The 14,771-nt window shown below is 60.8% G+C and carries 12 protein-coding genes; 9 read left to right on the top strand and 3 right to left on the bottom strand.

Features of this window, described 5'->3' with window-relative positions; genetic code table 11:
- The first annotated feature begins 95 nt into the window (after positions 1 to 95).
- Both NJLHNGOC_RS03150 and NJLHNGOC_RS03145 read left to right on the top strand, forming a co-directional pair.
- Positions 96 to 2,045, top strand: a complete 1,950-nt coding sequence (locus NJLHNGOC_RS03150) for a CocE/NonD family hydrolase (protein ID WP_113595163.1) — start codon at positions 96 to 98, stop codon at positions 2,043 to 2,045.
- Positions 2,046 to 2,091: 46 nt separating this feature from the next.
- A complete protein-coding gene (locus NJLHNGOC_RS03145) occupies positions 2,092 to 3,576 on the top strand; it encodes a peptide MFS transporter (RefSeq protein ID WP_113595162.1) in 1,485 nt (494 codons plus the stop codon).
- A gap of 9 nt (positions 3,577 to 3,585) precedes the next feature.
- Here NJLHNGOC_RS03145 and NJLHNGOC_RS03140 read toward each other — a convergent pair whose 3' ends face one another.
- The 3 genes from NJLHNGOC_RS03140 to NJLHNGOC_RS03130 are packed head-to-tail and all read right to left on the bottom strand — an operon-like array spanning position 3,586 to position 6,879.
- A complete protein-coding gene (locus NJLHNGOC_RS03140) occupies positions 3,586 to 4,353 on the bottom strand; it encodes an amino acid ABC transporter ATP-binding protein (protein WP_113595063.1) in 768 nt (255 codons plus the stop codon).
- Positions 4,343 to 5,896 carry an ABC transporter substrate-binding protein/permease gene (locus tag NJLHNGOC_RS03135; protein ID WP_338045539.1) on the bottom strand — a complete coding sequence of 518 codons (1,554 nt, stop codon included), beginning with the start codon at positions 5,894 to 5,896 and terminating at the stop codon, positions 4,343 to 4,345. The genes NJLHNGOC_RS03140 and NJLHNGOC_RS03135 overlap by 11 nt, the downstream gene beginning before the upstream one ends.
- Entirely contained in the window at positions 5,893 to 6,879 is a 987-nt protein-coding gene (locus tag NJLHNGOC_RS03130) for a LysR family transcriptional regulator (protein ID WP_113595062.1), read from the bottom strand. The genes NJLHNGOC_RS03135 and NJLHNGOC_RS03130 overlap by 4 nt, the downstream gene beginning before the upstream one ends.
- 282 nt (positions 6,880 to 7,161) lie before the next feature.
- Between NJLHNGOC_RS03130 and NJLHNGOC_RS03125 the strand changes: the two genes are divergently transcribed.
- From NJLHNGOC_RS03125 to NJLHNGOC_RS03100, 7 genes are all read left to right on the top strand, one after another.
- Positions 7,162 to 8,031 carry a dimethylarginine dimethylaminohydrolase family protein gene (locus NJLHNGOC_RS03125; RefSeq protein WP_113595061.1) on the top strand — a complete coding sequence of 290 codons (870 nt, stop codon included), beginning with the start codon at positions 7,162 to 7,164 and terminating at the stop codon, positions 8,029 to 8,031.
- Between the two features lie 252 nt (positions 8,032 to 8,283).
- Positions 8,284 to 9,462 carry a pyridoxal phosphate-dependent aminotransferase gene (locus NJLHNGOC_RS03120; RefSeq protein ID WP_113595060.1) on the top strand — a complete coding sequence of 393 codons (1,179 nt, stop codon included), beginning with the start codon at positions 8,284 to 8,286 and terminating at the stop codon, positions 9,460 to 9,462.
- A 34-nt stretch (positions 9,463 to 9,496) separates the two neighbouring features.
- A complete protein-coding gene (locus NJLHNGOC_RS03115) occupies positions 9,497 to 10,252 on the top strand; it encodes a class II aldolase/adducin family protein (protein ID WP_239021292.1) in 756 nt (251 codons plus the stop codon).
- 387 nt (positions 10,253 to 10,639) lie between these two features.
- Complete coding sequence (locus tag NJLHNGOC_RS03110) at positions 10,640 to 12,001, top strand: Nramp family divalent metal transporter (RefSeq protein WP_113595059.1); 1,362 nt, start codon at positions 10,640 to 10,642, stop codon at positions 11,999 to 12,001.
- A 41-nt stretch (positions 12,002 to 12,042) separates the two neighbouring features.
- Positions 12,043 to 12,183, top strand: coding sequence for a hypothetical protein (locus NJLHNGOC_RS15825; protein ID WP_165837829.1), 141 nt, complete (start codon positions 12,043 to 12,045; stop codon positions 12,181 to 12,183).
- 160 nt (positions 12,184 to 12,343) lie between these two features.
- The gene (locus NJLHNGOC_RS03105; protein ID WP_113595058.1) at positions 12,344 to 13,684 is read left to right on the top strand and encodes a dihydroorotase; all 1,341 of its coding nucleotides are present in this window, start codon (positions 12,344 to 12,346) and stop codon (positions 13,682 to 13,684) included.
- 143 nt (positions 13,685 to 13,827) lie between these two features.
- Positions 13,828 to 14,771, top strand: a 944-nt coding sequence (locus NJLHNGOC_RS03100; RefSeq protein WP_239021291.1) for a L,D-transpeptidase, incomplete at its 3' end; no start/stop codon positions are given.

Here is a 14,771-nt window from a genome sequence, read left to right as displayed (position 1 = left end):
GATAAAGGCAGTGCTACAACAACGTCCCATGGGCAACAGTGGAGTGGAATGACGTGACACGGCTTTCCTGGCGGCGGCTGCCGTCGCTGGCAATCATGATTGCATGCGTATCAACCGGCGCGATGGCCGACAGGTCATACGCGGCGGATGCAACTCCCGCGCCGTCGAAGGCAACGTCGCCCGATGCCGCGGCACTGACGGTACAGACCGGCAACGACATTCCCGCCCATGTGGTTTTCCCTGACAGCGCACGCAACTATATCAAGCGCGACGTCATGATCCCGATGCGTGACGGCGTGAAACTGCATACGGTCATTGTCATTCCGAAAGGGGCCACGCAGGCACCGATCCTGCTGACGCGCACGCCCTATCATGCGTCGGCCCGGGCGAACCGCATTCCCGACGCGCCGGACATTCGTTCGATTCTGCCGCAGGGGGACGATACGTTCGTCGAAGGCGGCTATATCCGCGTCTTTCAGGACATCCGCGGCAAATACGGGTCGGAAGGGGATTATGTCATGACCCGTCCGCCGCGCGGCCCGCTCAACCCGACCAAGACGGACGAGACGACGGATGCGTGGGATACGATCGAATGGCTGACCCATAACGTGTCCGAAAGCAACGGACGCGTCGGCATGCTGGGATCGTCCTATGAAGGATATACGGTGGTCATGGCGCTGCTGGACCCGCATCCCGCCCTGAAGGTCGCGGCCCCCGAAAGCCCGATGGTCGATGGCTGGATGGGCGACGACTGGTATCATTATGGCGCGTTCCGCCAGGGTGGCCTTGACTATTTCACCATGCAGATGACCGAACGCGGATCGGGGAAGGCCATTCCGCGCATCGACCATGATGATTACACCAATTTCCTTGCCGCCGGTTCGACCGAGCAGTTCGCGCATGATGCCGGACTGGATCAGTTCCCGTGGTGGCAGCGCATGCTGGCCCATCCCGCGTACGACAATTTCTGGCAGCAGCAGGCCCTTGACCATCTTCTGGCGCAGCGCAAGGCGACGGTTCCGACCCTGTGGGAACAGGGGCTGTGGGATCAGGAAGACATGTGGGGCGCCATCCATGCGTGGCAGGTCCTTCAGGCCACGACGCCTGCGGTTCCCAATGTCCTGATCATGGGTCCATGGCGGCACAGCCAGGTGAATTACAACGGCTCGTCGCTTGGGCCGCTGCAATGGAATGGCGACACCGCCGCACAGTTCCGCCACGACGTCCTGCGGCCATTTTTTGATCAGTACCTGCGTCCCGGCGCGGCCTCGGTCCACCTGCCCGAAGCGATCATCTACAACACCGGCAAAAACCACTGGGACTATCTCGATCGCTGGCCGCTGGCGTGCGACGGACATTGCCCGCATCCGCTGCAACCGTTCTTCGTGCATGCGGAACATGGCCTTTCCACCCGTCAGCCCGATCATGAGGAACAGGCATCGGACCGTTATGTGTCCGATCCGCAGCATCCCGTGCCCTTCATCGCGCGCCCGTTCTCCTTCGTTTCCGATTCAGATCGATGGAAGACATGGCTGGTGCAGGACCAGCGCCAGGCTGAAAGCCGCCCGGATGTCCTGACCTATGAAACGCCGGTCCTGACCACCCCGGTCAAGGTCAGCGGCGTTCCCGTGGCGGACCTGTATGCCGCCACCACCGGCACGGATTCCGACTGGGTCGTCAAGGTCATCGACGTCAACCCGCCGACCACGGCCGACCGCCCGGAAATGGGGGGATACGAACTTGCTGTTTCCATGGATATCTTCCGGGGCCGCTACCGGCAGGACTTTGCAAAGCCCACCGCGATCACGCCCGGTCAGGTGACGCGCTACCGCTTTACGCTGCCAGCGGTCAATCACGTCTTTGAACCGGGCCACCGGATCATGATCCAGATCCAGTCCAGCCTCTTCCCGCTGTATGATCGCAACCCGCAGAAGTTCGTCCCCAATATCCTGAAGGCCCACAAGGAGGATTACACCGCAGCCACGCAGGACATCTATCATGACCGGGCGCATCCGACGGCGGTATGGCTGCCGGTCGTGCCCTGAGTCCGGCCAGATGCAGATTCCCGACGTCAAGGCGGACATGAAGTCCATGTCCGCCACCGACAGGTCCGCCGCCTTCCGTGTCGTCCTCGCCATCGAGATATGGGAGCGGTTTGGCTTCTATGGCATGCAGGCGATCCTGCTGCTCTACATGGTCCAGAAACTGGGCATGCACGACACGCAGGCCAACATGCTGTGGGGCAGCTTCGCCGCCATAACCTATGCCGCCCCGGTGATGGGGGGATGGCTTGGCGACCGGGTGCTGGGATCGCGCCGGACGATGCTGGTGGGCGCCATGGTCCTCGCGACCGGCTATCTCCTGCTGGGCGTGATGAGTGGGGACGCCCATTCCCTCTTTCTCGGGATGGCGACCATTTCGGTGGGCAATGGCCTGTTCAAGCCCAATTCGTGCAATACAGTGAACATCATCTATCGTGACGAGCCACAGAAACTCGATGTGGCCTTCACGATCTATTACATGTCCGTCAATATCGGATCGACATTTTCGCTGTTCCTGACCCCCTGGATCCAGCAGGCCTATGGCTGGGGCACGGCCTTCATATCCTGTGGCCTGGGGCTGCTGCTTGGGATTGGCGGGTATTTCCTGCGGCAAAAGCGGCTGTCGTCCATCGGCACGGCGCCGGATTTCCAGCCCGTCCCCATGCGGCGTACGGCGATGATATCCGTGACGATGTTGCTGGCCGTTGCGGTGATCGCGCATATTTTTGAATCCAGTTCGATCCAGGGCCTGCTGGTCATCGCCTCCGGCCTGCTGATCATCGCGGGATGGATCGTCCTTTATTTCAGGGTGGCGCCCCATGAACGGCCGGGCCTGAAGATCATATATCTGCTGATTTTCGAGGTAGCCCTCTATTTCGTTTTCTATCAGCAGATGGTCACGTCGCTGACCCTGTTCACGCTGCGCAATGTGGGCAAGGATTTCACCCTGTTCGGGCTGAACCTGTTTTCGCTGTCGGCCGGACAGTTCCAGGGGTTCAATCCATTATGGATCATGCTGGGCACCCCGCTGGTGATCGGGACTTACAACTGGCTGAGGCGGCGCGATGCCGATCTGAGCATCGCGGGGAAATTCGTGGTCGGGTTCGCCTGTGTCACACTGTCCTTCGTGATCTGGTGGCTCAGCGCGCGCATGTCGTCCACCCCCTATGTGTCGCCGTGGTGGATGCTGATCGGATACGGCCCGCTTTCCATCGGGGAACTCATGCTTAACAGCCTCGGCCTCGCTGCCATCGCGCGGTATGTTCCCGCACGCATCAGCGCCCTCATGGCGGGCTGCTTTTACGTGATGATCGGCTTTGCGATGTATGTCGGCAGCATGGTCGCCAACATGGCCGCCATTGACAATGCCGGGGGAAAAGAAGCCGACCCCGCGCAGACACTGGTAATCTATGGCAGCCTGTTCCGCGACCTTGCATATGTGGCGGGCGGGGCGACCCTGATCTTCGCGCTGCTGCTGCCGCTGGTCAGGAAATGGGAAAGCGCGCACGCGCGGCAGGTGACGGAGCAGGGGTAGGCAGCCCGGTCAGAGGCACAGCATACGGTCAAGAAAGGCCCGTGCGCGGGGGCTGTCGGGGGAGTGAAAAAAGGATGTCGCGGGGGCGGTTTCAAGAATCTTCCCGCAGTCCATGAACATGACGCGATCGGCCACGTGCCGGGCAAAACCCATTTCGTGCGTGACAAAAACCGTCGTGATCCCCGCCGCGCACAGGTCGTTTATGATGTTCTTCACGTCGCTGATGGCCTCGGGGTCCAGTGCCGCGGTCGGCTCGTCAAACAGCATGATTTCCGGCTGCATGCACAGGGCGCGGGCAATGGCGACGCGCTGCTGCTGCCCGCCCGACAGTTGCGCGGGATATTTCCCTGCCTGTTCGGCAATGCCCACCTTTTCCAGAAATTCCAGGGCAAGGTTGCGGGCATCCACGGGGGCCGCATTGCGCACGATACGCGGGGCCAGCGTGCAGTTGTCCAGTACGCTCAGATGCGGAAACAGGTTGTAATCCTGAAAGACCAGCCCGACCATTCCCCGCAATTTCACCAGATCCGTATTGCGGTCGATCACCTGTCCATTGATTGACAGGGTACCGCTGTCATGGACCTCGATCCGGTTGAAACAGCGGATCAGGGTGGACTTGCCGGCCCCCGATGGCCCCAGGATGGCTATTTTCTCGCCTTTGCGGATTTCAAGATCAATACCATCCAGCACGGTGAAATCACCATGATACCGGCTGAGCGCACGAGCCTGCAGCGCGACCGGCCGGGGCATCACGGACGTGCCCGGGTCATCTTTCATGTGCGTGCCCCATATTCCATCCGAAGCGCCGTTCCATCCATCTCTGCACCATGATGAAGGACAGGACCATCAGCAGATAATATACAAGTGCGGCCGCATAATACTCCGTAAATTCAAAACTGCGCGCCACGTCCATCTGGGCTACGGAAAGCAGTTCGTGCAGTGAAATGACGGAAGCCAGGGACGTGGTCTTGAGCAGCGTGATGAAATCATTGACCGTCGGGGGCAGGGCGATCCGCAGCGCCTGCGGAAAAATCACATAACGATAGATCTGCCGCCCACGCATCCCCAACGCGCGCGCGGCGGCAACCTGTCCCGCATCGACGGAGGCAAGGGCGGAACGGTTGATTTCAACCTGATAGGCGCTTTCGTTAAGTGAAAGGGATATCCATGCCGCGAAGAAGGGCGTGAACCAGGCATGCCGGAAAACGGGACAGAACTGCGGCAGGGCATTCCACACGAACAGCAGCTGCAGCAATGTCGGCACGGCACGGAACAGATAGACATAAAGATGCAGGAACGAGCGCAGCAGCCCCGCCCGCCCATCAAGGCGGAGCGCCATGGGCACGGAAATTACGATGGCTGTCGCATGCGACGCCAGCGCCAGCCCAAGGGTCAGCGCCGCGCCACGCAGGAACGACAGCGACGTCAGGGCACTGAAAAAGTCATGCCATGCGAAAACGGCATCGTGGCCGGACGACAGGGCTGTGGCATCGCCAGCGACCAGCGACCACCTGCGGGTGATTGCATTGAGCTGCCCGTCGCCAGACAGGCTGGCAACGGCACGCTGCAGGGCATCGCGGTCGTGCGGATCCTTGTGGATATATAACGCGAACTGCCGGTAATCGGGATCATCCGCGCGCAGGATGACATGCACCCTGCCATGCAGCTGTTTCTGGCGGAAAGATACCTCCACGTCCTGACTGATGAAGGCGAAATCCCGTTCCAGAAGCACCTGCTGCACCACGGCGTCTTCGGTCGGATACTGGTCTATTTCAATGGGAAGGCGATGCCGCGCAATCAGGATTTCATTCTGACGTTCAAGCATCGCGGCGTAACTTGTCCCTGCCTGCACGGCGACATGCTGCCCCGAAAGATCCGCCATGCCGGCGATCGGGACCGCAGTGACAGGCGCGACAACCACCATTGCCGTATCGAGATAGGGCACGGCGTCAAAGTTTCTTTCCCGACTGGGCAGACGCGCGACCCCGCTGGCAACCAGCGAGCACCTTCCGGCCATCAGCGATGGGAACAGGCCGGTAAAATCCATGGAAGAAATTTCAAGCCGCGCATGCCAGTACGTAGCCAGCGCGCGGGCAAGGTCGATATCCACCCCGGCAGGAACATCCCCCCCCGCATGATCCATGAAAGTCATCGGGGGAAGGACCGGGTTGGTACACAGCGTCAGGACGCCGTCATGGATGAAATCCGGCATGTCCACGGGCTGCGCCATGACAGGACGCACAAGCAGGGACAGGAACACGAAGAAAGGAAAGCAGAACGAGCAGACGTCCGTGATCACGCGACAGACGGAATATTTCAATACGATTCTTCCAGGATCGTACGGAAGGTTTCGATCATCAGGCTGGTGTCGGGGGAAGGGCGCACCAAGAAATGGAAACTGGTCATCAGGCGCAGGCTTTCAGGCCCGATATGACGCAGCAGCCCGTCCTCGACCAGGGGACGGGCATAGGCCTCCGGCAGGAACCCGATATAGTTTCCCGACAGGATCAGCAGGGCGCGCGCATCGACGTTTTCCGCGCCGGCGCAGAACGTCATCTGTCCCTTGATCCTGTCCCACGCGGGGGAGGAGACCGCGCTGGAAACCTCGATCATGCGCTGCTGCGTCAGAGTTTCGAGCGTGATGTCCTCTTCCGGCACATCGGCAAGCGGATGGCTTGCGCCGCAATACAGGCCGAGGGATTCCGTAAACAACGCCGTGCTCTGCAGGTCCGGACGATGGGGAGCATGCAGCACGATCCCCGCGGTGGCGCGTCCGTCAAGAACGGCAAGTTCCACCTCCCGCGGGGAGGCCGAACACATGTTCATGAAGACCGACGGGTTGCGCGAGGTAAAGATCTTGATCGCGCGGATGACCGCCGTTTCGCCATGAATCAGGATGTTATCAGGCATATAGAAGGAAAAACGCCCTGACAGGACACCGCTTGCGCTGTTGATGCGCTGCTGGAAACGGTCGATGTCCGACAGAAGTTCCTCCGTCGCCTCAAGCACCATGCGTCCTTCGCCCGTCAGGGCGAAACCACTGCGCCCACGCTGGCACAGCTTTATGTTCAGGCGGTTCTCGAGCGCCGATATGTCAATACTGATGGAAGACTTGCTTTTACCCAGCGCGATTTCGGCGGCGGAAAATCCCCCGCGCTCCGCCACGGTCCGGAATACCCGCAGCAGACGCAGATCAACCTCGGCAACCTGACCGCGAAATCCCCCGGTTCTGCGCCGTTTTGACGCCCGGCGCTGCCCGGAAGGCTGGGGTGGGGAAGAAAGAGTGGTCGGTTGGGCTGTCATGTGCGTCGGGATCCGTCCATGTTACCTGCGGCGGCTCTGTCTGAATGGGTCCAATCGGAACTATGTTACCTGAAAGGTGCCATAATCGTCTCTTATCCCTCTTCGTTTGTCCAGAGAGTGCAACAATATATTTCTGGACACAAACAAGTTTTCCGGTTCCATAAATTAATGGAATTTCAAAGTGAACTCGTTATCATTTTTATCCCGTCACGTTCCGGACACTGATAGCGTTTCCCCCTGCACGGAAAGCAGTCTGCTGTATCTGTTGAGGATTTTCATGTCATGAGAGCAAACCGCTGGTTCATTGACAGCGAAAGCGGAAACCTGTCGGATGTCCTTCTCTGCCGACCGGATCATTATTCGTGGATCCCCAGTAATGACATCGCAATCCAGACCATGGCCGAGGGACAGCGCGTCAATCATGAGGTCATGCTGTCACAGTTTGATGAACTGGTGGATGCCCTGCGCATGGCGGATGTCGCCTGTCATTTCCTGACGCCCCGAAGCGGGATGCCCTACGAGGTCTATACCCGCGACAGTTCCCAGACCACGCCGTTCGGCACGGTCGTCACCAACATGGCCCGCCCCGAACGCCGCCCCGAAGAGGCGCAGGTCAGGCAGTTCTATGGCCCGGACGAAATCTGGAAAACCTGCACGCAGGGCCATATCGAGGGCGGCGACATACATTTCATACGCCCCGGCCTGCTGGTGATCGGCGTCAGCGGGGGACGCACGGACGAAGCGGGCGCACGCGAATTCGCGCAGTGGTTCACACAGGAAGGCTGGACGTGCCGGCTAATCCGTTTTCCGGCGCATTTCCTGCATCTGGATGTCATTTTCACCATGGTCAGCGACGATACGGCCATCGCCGTCACGGACGTCCTGCCGGATACCGACCTGCAATGGCTGCGCGAACAGGGCATACAGTTGCTGCCGGTAAGTTACAAGGAAGCAATGAATGACATGGGATGCAATGTTCTTGCCCTTGGCAGGGGGCGGGTCATAAGTCCGCATCACTGCACCCGCATCAACCGGATGCTGCGGGCCGAAGGAATCGAGGTGCTGACACCGAATCTGGATCAGTTTTCACGCGGCGGCGGTAGCGTGCACTGCATGACCATGCCCCTGCGTCGGGACTCCCTTGCGACATGATCATTACCCATATTGCATGGTAGTACATAATTTATGGAATGTCTCCGCCACATCCGGCGCAACCATGAAAAAGAAAATGGCATGTCACGCCTGCCATTGCCGGGCGTCGGCAAATGACCGTTTCATGACCTGTTACAACACCGTTTTCACAATGAATCTTGATCGTAACGAATAACCTTGCATGATGCGTGAACCTGTATATGGATCGGTGCCACCTTCTGCCCGTGTCCTGTCATAACAAGGAACGCATATATGAATACACATGCGACTTTGTCGGCCGATGCCCGACGCGACCTGTTGGAACGTGGATATTCACGTCGCCAGTTCGGTCGTATCGGCGCGCTGCTGGGGGCAGGGATGGCACTGGCGTCGCTGCCGGGCAGGGCGGCGCAGGCGCGTGGTGTTGTCGCGTCGGCAGGCAATAACGAAGGCAAAGTGTTAATTGACAGTAACGAATGGTGGACCGGCCCGATGGAGGAAGGCGTGCGCGCCGGTTCCGCCATGGTGGCGCGGGGAAATCGTTACTGGCCTGGACATCTGCGTCAGGACCTTATCAACGCGGTGGCGTCGGTTGACGAAGTACCCGCCGATCACATCATGCCGTGGCCGGGATCGGGCGATCCGCTGTGCCGTGCGATTGTGACCTTCTGTTCCCCGCAACGTGGACTTGTGACCGTCAATCCCACCTACGAACCTTCGTGGGAAACGGCGGAATGGCTGAAGGTGCCCCTGACCAAGGTGCCGCTGCGTCCCGAAAACAACTGGCGGCCGGATGTCCGCGCCATGCTTGCCGCCAATCCCCGGGCCGGGGTCTATTACATCTGTTCGCCCAACAATCCCACCGGGACGCTGCCCCCGATCGAGGACATCGCGTGGCTGGTTGCCAACAAGCCTGCCGGTTCGATCGTGCTGGTGGATGAAGCCTATATCCATTTCGCCGGCACGCCCAGCGCGGCCTCGATGGTGACGGCGGGCAAGGATGTTGTCGTACTGCGCACCTTCTCAAAACTGTTCGGAATGGCCGGTCTGCGTCTGGGGCTGAGCATGGCGCGCCCGGACCTGCATGAGAAAATGATGCGCTATGATGGCTTTGCACAGTCCTTCATGCTGTCGACGGTGGGGCTGGCCACCGGGCTGGCCAGCATCACGCGGGCGCAGGAAATAGCGCAACGCCGCGCGCAGACCACGGAAATCCGTGAAAAGACCCTCGCGCATCTGCGTCAGCGGGGCATATCCTATATTCCCAGCACCGCGAACATGTTCATGGTGGACTGGAAACGCCCCGCGCAGCCGGTGCGCGAGGCAATTTCGAAACAGGGCGTCGTGATCGGGCGCAACTGGTCCATATGGCCGAACTGCTCGCGCGTTACCGTTGGCTCCGAAAGCGACATGCGCAGTTTCTGCAACGCCGTCGACGCGGTCATCGCCTGATCCCACGCGCACGAAACCGAAGGGCAACAGGCCCATGTCCACCGCCATGCCAGCCGCGCACCCTTCGTCGGAAAAGGAGCTCAGGCAGGAACTCGCCGCAGCCTACCGGCTGATAGCCCATTTCGGGATGACGGATCTCGTCTATACCCACCTGTCGGTGCGGCTGCCCGGTCCGCAGCATACCTATCTGGTCAATCCCTATGGGTTCCTGTTCGAGGAAATCACCGCAAGTTCGCTGGTGACAGTGGATGCGGACGGCCACCCCCGGCAACCTACGGCATGGCCCATCAATCCGGCCGGCTTCGTCATCCATTCCGCCATCCACCGTGCCCGTCCGGACGCGGCCTGTGTCATGCACACCCATACGGTCGCGGGCATGGCGGTGGCGGCACAGGATCAGAAGATCCTGCCGGTCAACCAGATCAGCATGGAATTTCATGACCGGATCGGCTTTCACGCCTATGAAGGGATTGCTGCCGACGACAATCTGAGCGAACGCGAACGTCTGGTTCGCGACCTTGGGCAGCATCACGGGCTGATCCTGCAAAATCACGGCCTGCTGACGGTCGGGCGCAGCGTGGCGGAATGTTTTTACCGCATGTATTATCTGGAACAGGCATGTCGCATCCAGATCGCGGCGCAATCAACCGGAATGCCGCTGCATTTCCCGTCCCGGGACAGTATTTTACGGGCACGACAGCAATTCGAGGACGATACGGACCAGGGGCAACTGATCTGGCAGGCGCTGATCCGCAAGCTGGACCGTGAACAACCGGATTACAAGGACTGAGGACGACCTCGCGCCCTGTCGCGCCATCAGGGCGATAAACGCGGCAACCTGACATTCCATTCGCCTGCGTCATGCCGACGCGCAGGAATCGGATGCATCGACCGGCATCGGTTCGGCACAGGACCGGAATGGAAGTCGACGCGTCATGGCGATGCCGCGACCATGATCCCTCCATCACGCCAGGATCAATACCCCTGACGGGCAGGGGACGGACATCGCCAGCCCCGGACCATCTTCAGCTCATGATCCGGTGATCGATCTCCTCCGATCGGGGCGCGGTCATCCCTGTACCATGAAAAATTGTTGTTACCACAACATATAGCATGTTGCATATTTGCGGACCGTCGCGTTGAATGGGCACAGACCAGCGTCTTGAGGCACCGTGCCATGTCCGACAGCCCATCCGTGCCCTCCACCCCCGGCTGGCGCTTTGCCCGGCGCACCAGCAACAGCCCCAGCCTGCCGGATGTTCATGGCAGCATTCATGTCCCGGAGGGCACGGCCCCCTGGTGGCGGCGCTTCGCGGCGTTCGTGGGGCCGGGATACATGGTTTCCGTCGGATACATGGACCCGGGGAACTGGGCGACGGACCTTCAGGGGGGCAGCCTGTTCGGATATCGGCTGCTGTCGGTCATCATGCTGTCGAACCTGATGGCGATCCTGCTTCAGGCACTGGCGGCCCGACTGGGAATTGTGACCGGGCGCGATCTGGCGCAGGCCTGCCGCGACCATTTCCCCCCCGTGGTCAGCCTTGCATTATGGCTGTCCTGCGAGCTCGCGATCATCGCCTGTGACCTGGCGGAGGTCATCGGCACGGCGGTCGCACTGCAACTGCTGTTTGGCATTCCCCTGATCGGGGGAGCGATCCTGTCCATCGGCGATGCGTTCCTCGTGCTTTTGCTGATGCGGCGCGGCTTTCGGTATCTGGAAGCATTTGTCATCGGACTGCTGCTGGTGATCGCGGGCTGCTTCGTGGTCCAGCTTGTCGCTGCCGTTCCATCGCTGTCCGCGATCCTGCGTGGCTTCATGCCGTCACCACAGATCCTGACCAACAGTTCCATGCTGTATGTCGCCATCGGCATCATCGGCGCGACTGTCATGCCGCATAACCTGTACCTGCATTCGTCCATCGTGCAGACCCGTGATTTCCAGCGTACCGCCGCCGGACGCCGGGACGCCATCAGGTGGGCAACGCTGGACAGCACCATCGCCCTCGTGCTGGCCCTGTTCATCAATGCCGCCATCCTGATCGTCGCGGCGGCGGCGTTCCATGCCAGCGGGCATCAGGACGTGGCGGAAATTTCCGATGCCTACCGCCTGCTGTCCCCCATTCTTGGCGTAGGAATCGCCTCGACCCTGTTCGCGACGGCACTGCTGGCGGCGGGCACCAATTCCACCGTGACGGGAACACTCGCCGGACAGATCGCCATGGAGGGGTTCCTGCACCTGACGCTTCCCCACTGGGCGCGCCGCCTCCTGACGCGCGGCCTTGCGGTGCTGCCGGTCCTTGTCGTCATACCCCTGTATGGCACACGCGGGGTGGGGGAGCTGCTGATGTTCAGTCAGGTCGTTCTGTCGATGCAGCTGCCATTCGCGGTCGTACCGCTGGTCATGTTCGTTTCCGATCGGGAAAAAATGGGGGAGTTCGCCATTTCCTTCCCGATGAAGATTTTCGCATGGATCGTTGCAACGACCATCCTCGTTCTCAATTTCAGGCTGTTGTGGGACACGCTCGCGGGACAGCCATGAAGGGCACATGTGGCATTTAACATTCGGGCAAAGGAAGGATCATGACAGAGCGGCATCGTGACATCGCCCCGGCAGTCATCCCGCTTGGCGGTCGGCATGCGGGTCCGGATTACTGGTCCGGGCATCTCGTCATCATCGTGATGGCCACCCTGTGCGTCATCACGCTTTTCGTCGTGCAATAAGGGCGGCCGCCTTCATCAGGCCGTGGCGGCCTCATGCCGCATCGGAACATGAAACGAAATGCCTGCTTCTGGACGTTCGCCTGCATGTCGATTATTTTCCGTTCCACGCCGGAGCCGGTTGAGCATCTGCTCCACAAACGCATACGAGACGGAAGAGCTGATGCCTGGCACATTTTACGACCTGCTTCTGAAGAACGGGACGGTTGTCCTGCCTGACCAGACCGTGGCGACGGACCTGTTCGTGCGCGACGGGCGCATCGCCCGCATTGGCGGCACGGGGAAGGCCGGGCGCACGATTGACTGCACGGGCCTGACCATCCTGCCCGGCGTGATCGACACGCAGGTCCATTTCAGGGAACCCGGTCCCGGCGATGCCGAAGACCTTGAATCCGGCAGCCGTGCCGCAGTGCTGGGCGGTGTGACCGGCGTCTTTGAAATGCCCAACACCCAGCCCCCCACCGATACCCCCGAGGCCGTCCGGAACAAGCTGGCGCGGGCACATGGCCGGATGTGGTGCGAGCACGCTTTTTATGTCGGCGCCACGACCGACAATGCAGACCGGTGCGGCGAACTGGAAAAGCTGCCAGGCACGGCGGGCATCAAGATTTTCATGGGATCCTCGACCGGTAGCCTGCTGGTTTCCGACGACCGGATTCTGGAGCGGGTCCTGCGCTCCGGCTCCCGCCGCGTGGCGATCCATGCCGAGGATGAGGCACGCCTCCATGAACGGCTTTCCCATCGCGTGGAGGGGGATCCGTCATCGCATCCGGTCTGGCGGGACGAGGAAACGGCGATGTGCGCGACCCGGCGCATCGTGCGGCTGGCGCGCAGGACGGGGCGTCGCATCCATGTCCTGCATGTCACGACGCCCGCGGAACTGGAATTCCTGTCCGCGAACAAGGATATCGCCAGTTGTGAGGTCACGCCGCAGCACCTGACCCTTGCCGCCGAAGATGCCTATCCCGAACTGGGCACGCTGGCCCAGATGAACCCGCCCATCCGCAACCGCGCGGCCCGCGACGGGCTGTGGTTCTGGATGGGGCAGGGGGTGCCCGACATCATCGGCTCCGACCATGCCCCCCATACTCGGGCCGCGAAGGAACGGGCCTATCCCGCGTCTCCGTCCGGCATGCCGGGGGTGCAGACGCTGCTTCCCCTGATGCTTGACCATGTCGCCCATGGGCGGCTGACGCTACGCCGCGTGGTGGACATGACATCCGCGGGTCCGCAGCGCCTTTTTGGACTGGTGCGGAAGGGACGTATCGCTGTCGGATATGACGCTGATTTTTCCATCGTGGACCTCAATGCCCAATGGGAAGTCAGGCAGGACTGGCTGGCCTCGCGCTGCGGATGGTCACCCTTTGTCGGGCGGACGCTGACGGGACGGCCGGTGGGCACCATCATCCGGGGCCATACCGTCATGTGGGAAGGCGAACTGCCGGGCATGGCCATCGGCGAGCCCCTGCGCTTCGAGGCCACGGACCGGCCGCAGGCCACCTGACCGGCCCCCATCGCGCATCCATGGCGTACTCTGGCCGTCATGGATGCGCGCCAGCCTGATCCCGCCTTGCGTCATGTCCACCATGTCCCATTCCGCACCGATAACAAGGACATCAAAATCAATAAACAATTGAACATACAGACATGTCCCTGAACGATTTTTTCAAGATGGAACGGAATAACGCAGGATCATCGGGCCATCATGTCAAAAGCCACATGCGGATGGTTTCATGCGCGGCCGGGATATTCCTTATTCTGGGCTGCGCGATGGAACAGGGCAGGGCCCAGCCTGCAACGCCTGATGTCTCGCACGAGATAAGCGCCCTCCAGACGGCCATGAAGGCCGAACTGGGGACGCAGATCGTACGGACCAGTCCAGCCATTACCAGCCACAGCCTGTCGCTGGCGAAACAGCTTCTGGACAATGCCCATCTCTGGCCCGACAGCCCGCAGGTCATCCTGGTGGTGGACCGTTCCGAACGGGTACAGAGACTGTGGGTTACCGTTGGGGGAGGGGACCTTGATGCCCTGACCTCCCTTGGCTCCGTGCGCGTCAGCACGGGACGCCCCGGCCGTGCGGAGCATTTCCGAACCCCGGTCGGTATCTTTACCAATGACGGGCAGATTTATGGATATCGCGCGCAGGGCACGAAAAATGAATTCGGCGTCAGGGGCAATGGCGACAAGGGCATGCGGGTATGGGATTTCGGATGGCAGACGACCGAGGACTGGCGCAAGAAAGGCGCGGTTGCCGTCGTGCGGCTGGAAATGCATGCCACCGATCCGGACCTGCTGGAACAACGGCTGGGTCGCTCTGATTCCGAAGGGTGCATACGCATCCCCTCTCGCTTCAATACATTCCTTGACCGTCACGGCCTGATCGATCGCGATCTGGATAACCTGATCCGTGACGGGCATGAGGCGCGTGCCCTGCAGGCGTTGCTGGGGGCGGGGCATGTGTCCGCCTCCCTCGCGGGGGACAAGGTTGTGGTGGTCGATTCCTCGCAGGTGGACGCACCGGTTTCCGATCCGCAACTGGCACGCAAGATACAGGACGATTTTGCAAAGTTCCTTGCACAATCGGCAAA

Origin of the sequence: Novacetimonas cocois (assembly GCF_003311635.1) — a bacterium.
Classification (GTDB): Bacteria; Pseudomonadota; Alphaproteobacteria; order Acetobacterales; family Acetobacteraceae; genus Novacetimonas; species Novacetimonas cocois.
Note: the sequence above shows the minus strand (reverse complement) of the source record. Positions and strands in the feature narration are given on the sequence as shown.

Excerpts from the sequence above, each read along its gene's own strand:
- NJLHNGOC_RS03140 (WP_113595063.1), bottom strand. The coding sequence starts at position 4,353 with ATGAAAGATGACCCGGGCACGTCCGTGATGCCCCGGCCGGTCGCGCTG.
- NJLHNGOC_RS03105 (WP_113595058.1), top strand. The coding sequence starts at position 12,344 with ATGCCTGGCACATTTTACGACCTGCTTCTGAAGAACGGGACGGTTGTC.
- NJLHNGOC_RS03110 (WP_113595059.1), top strand. The coding sequence starts at position 10,640 with ATGTCCGACAGCCCATCCGTGCCCTCCACCCCCGGCTGGCGCTTTGCC.
- NJLHNGOC_RS03130 (WP_113595062.1), bottom strand. The coding sequence starts at position 6,879 with ATGACAGCCCAACCGACCACTCTTTCTTCCCCACCCCAGCCTTCCGGG.
- NJLHNGOC_RS03115 (WP_239021292.1), top strand. The coding sequence starts at position 9,497 with ATGTCCACCGCCATGCCAGCCGCGCACCCTTCGTCGGAAAAGGAGCTC.
- NJLHNGOC_RS03120 (WP_113595060.1), top strand. The coding sequence starts at position 8,284 with ATGAATACACATGCGACTTTGTCGGCCGATGCCCGACGCGACCTGTTG.
- NJLHNGOC_RS03125 (WP_113595061.1), top strand. The coding sequence starts at position 7,162 with ATGAGAGCAAACCGCTGGTTCATTGACAGCGAAAGCGGAAACCTGTCG.
- NJLHNGOC_RS03150 (WP_113595163.1), top strand. The coding sequence starts at position 96 with ATGATTGCATGCGTATCAACCGGCGCGATGGCCGACAGGTCATACGCG.
- NJLHNGOC_RS15825 (WP_165837829.1), top strand. The coding sequence starts at position 12,043 with ATGACAGAGCGGCATCGTGACATCGCCCCGGCAGTCATCCCGCTTGGC.
- NJLHNGOC_RS03145 (WP_113595162.1), top strand. The coding sequence starts at position 2,092 with ATGTCCGCCACCGACAGGTCCGCCGCCTTCCGTGTCGTCCTCGCCATC.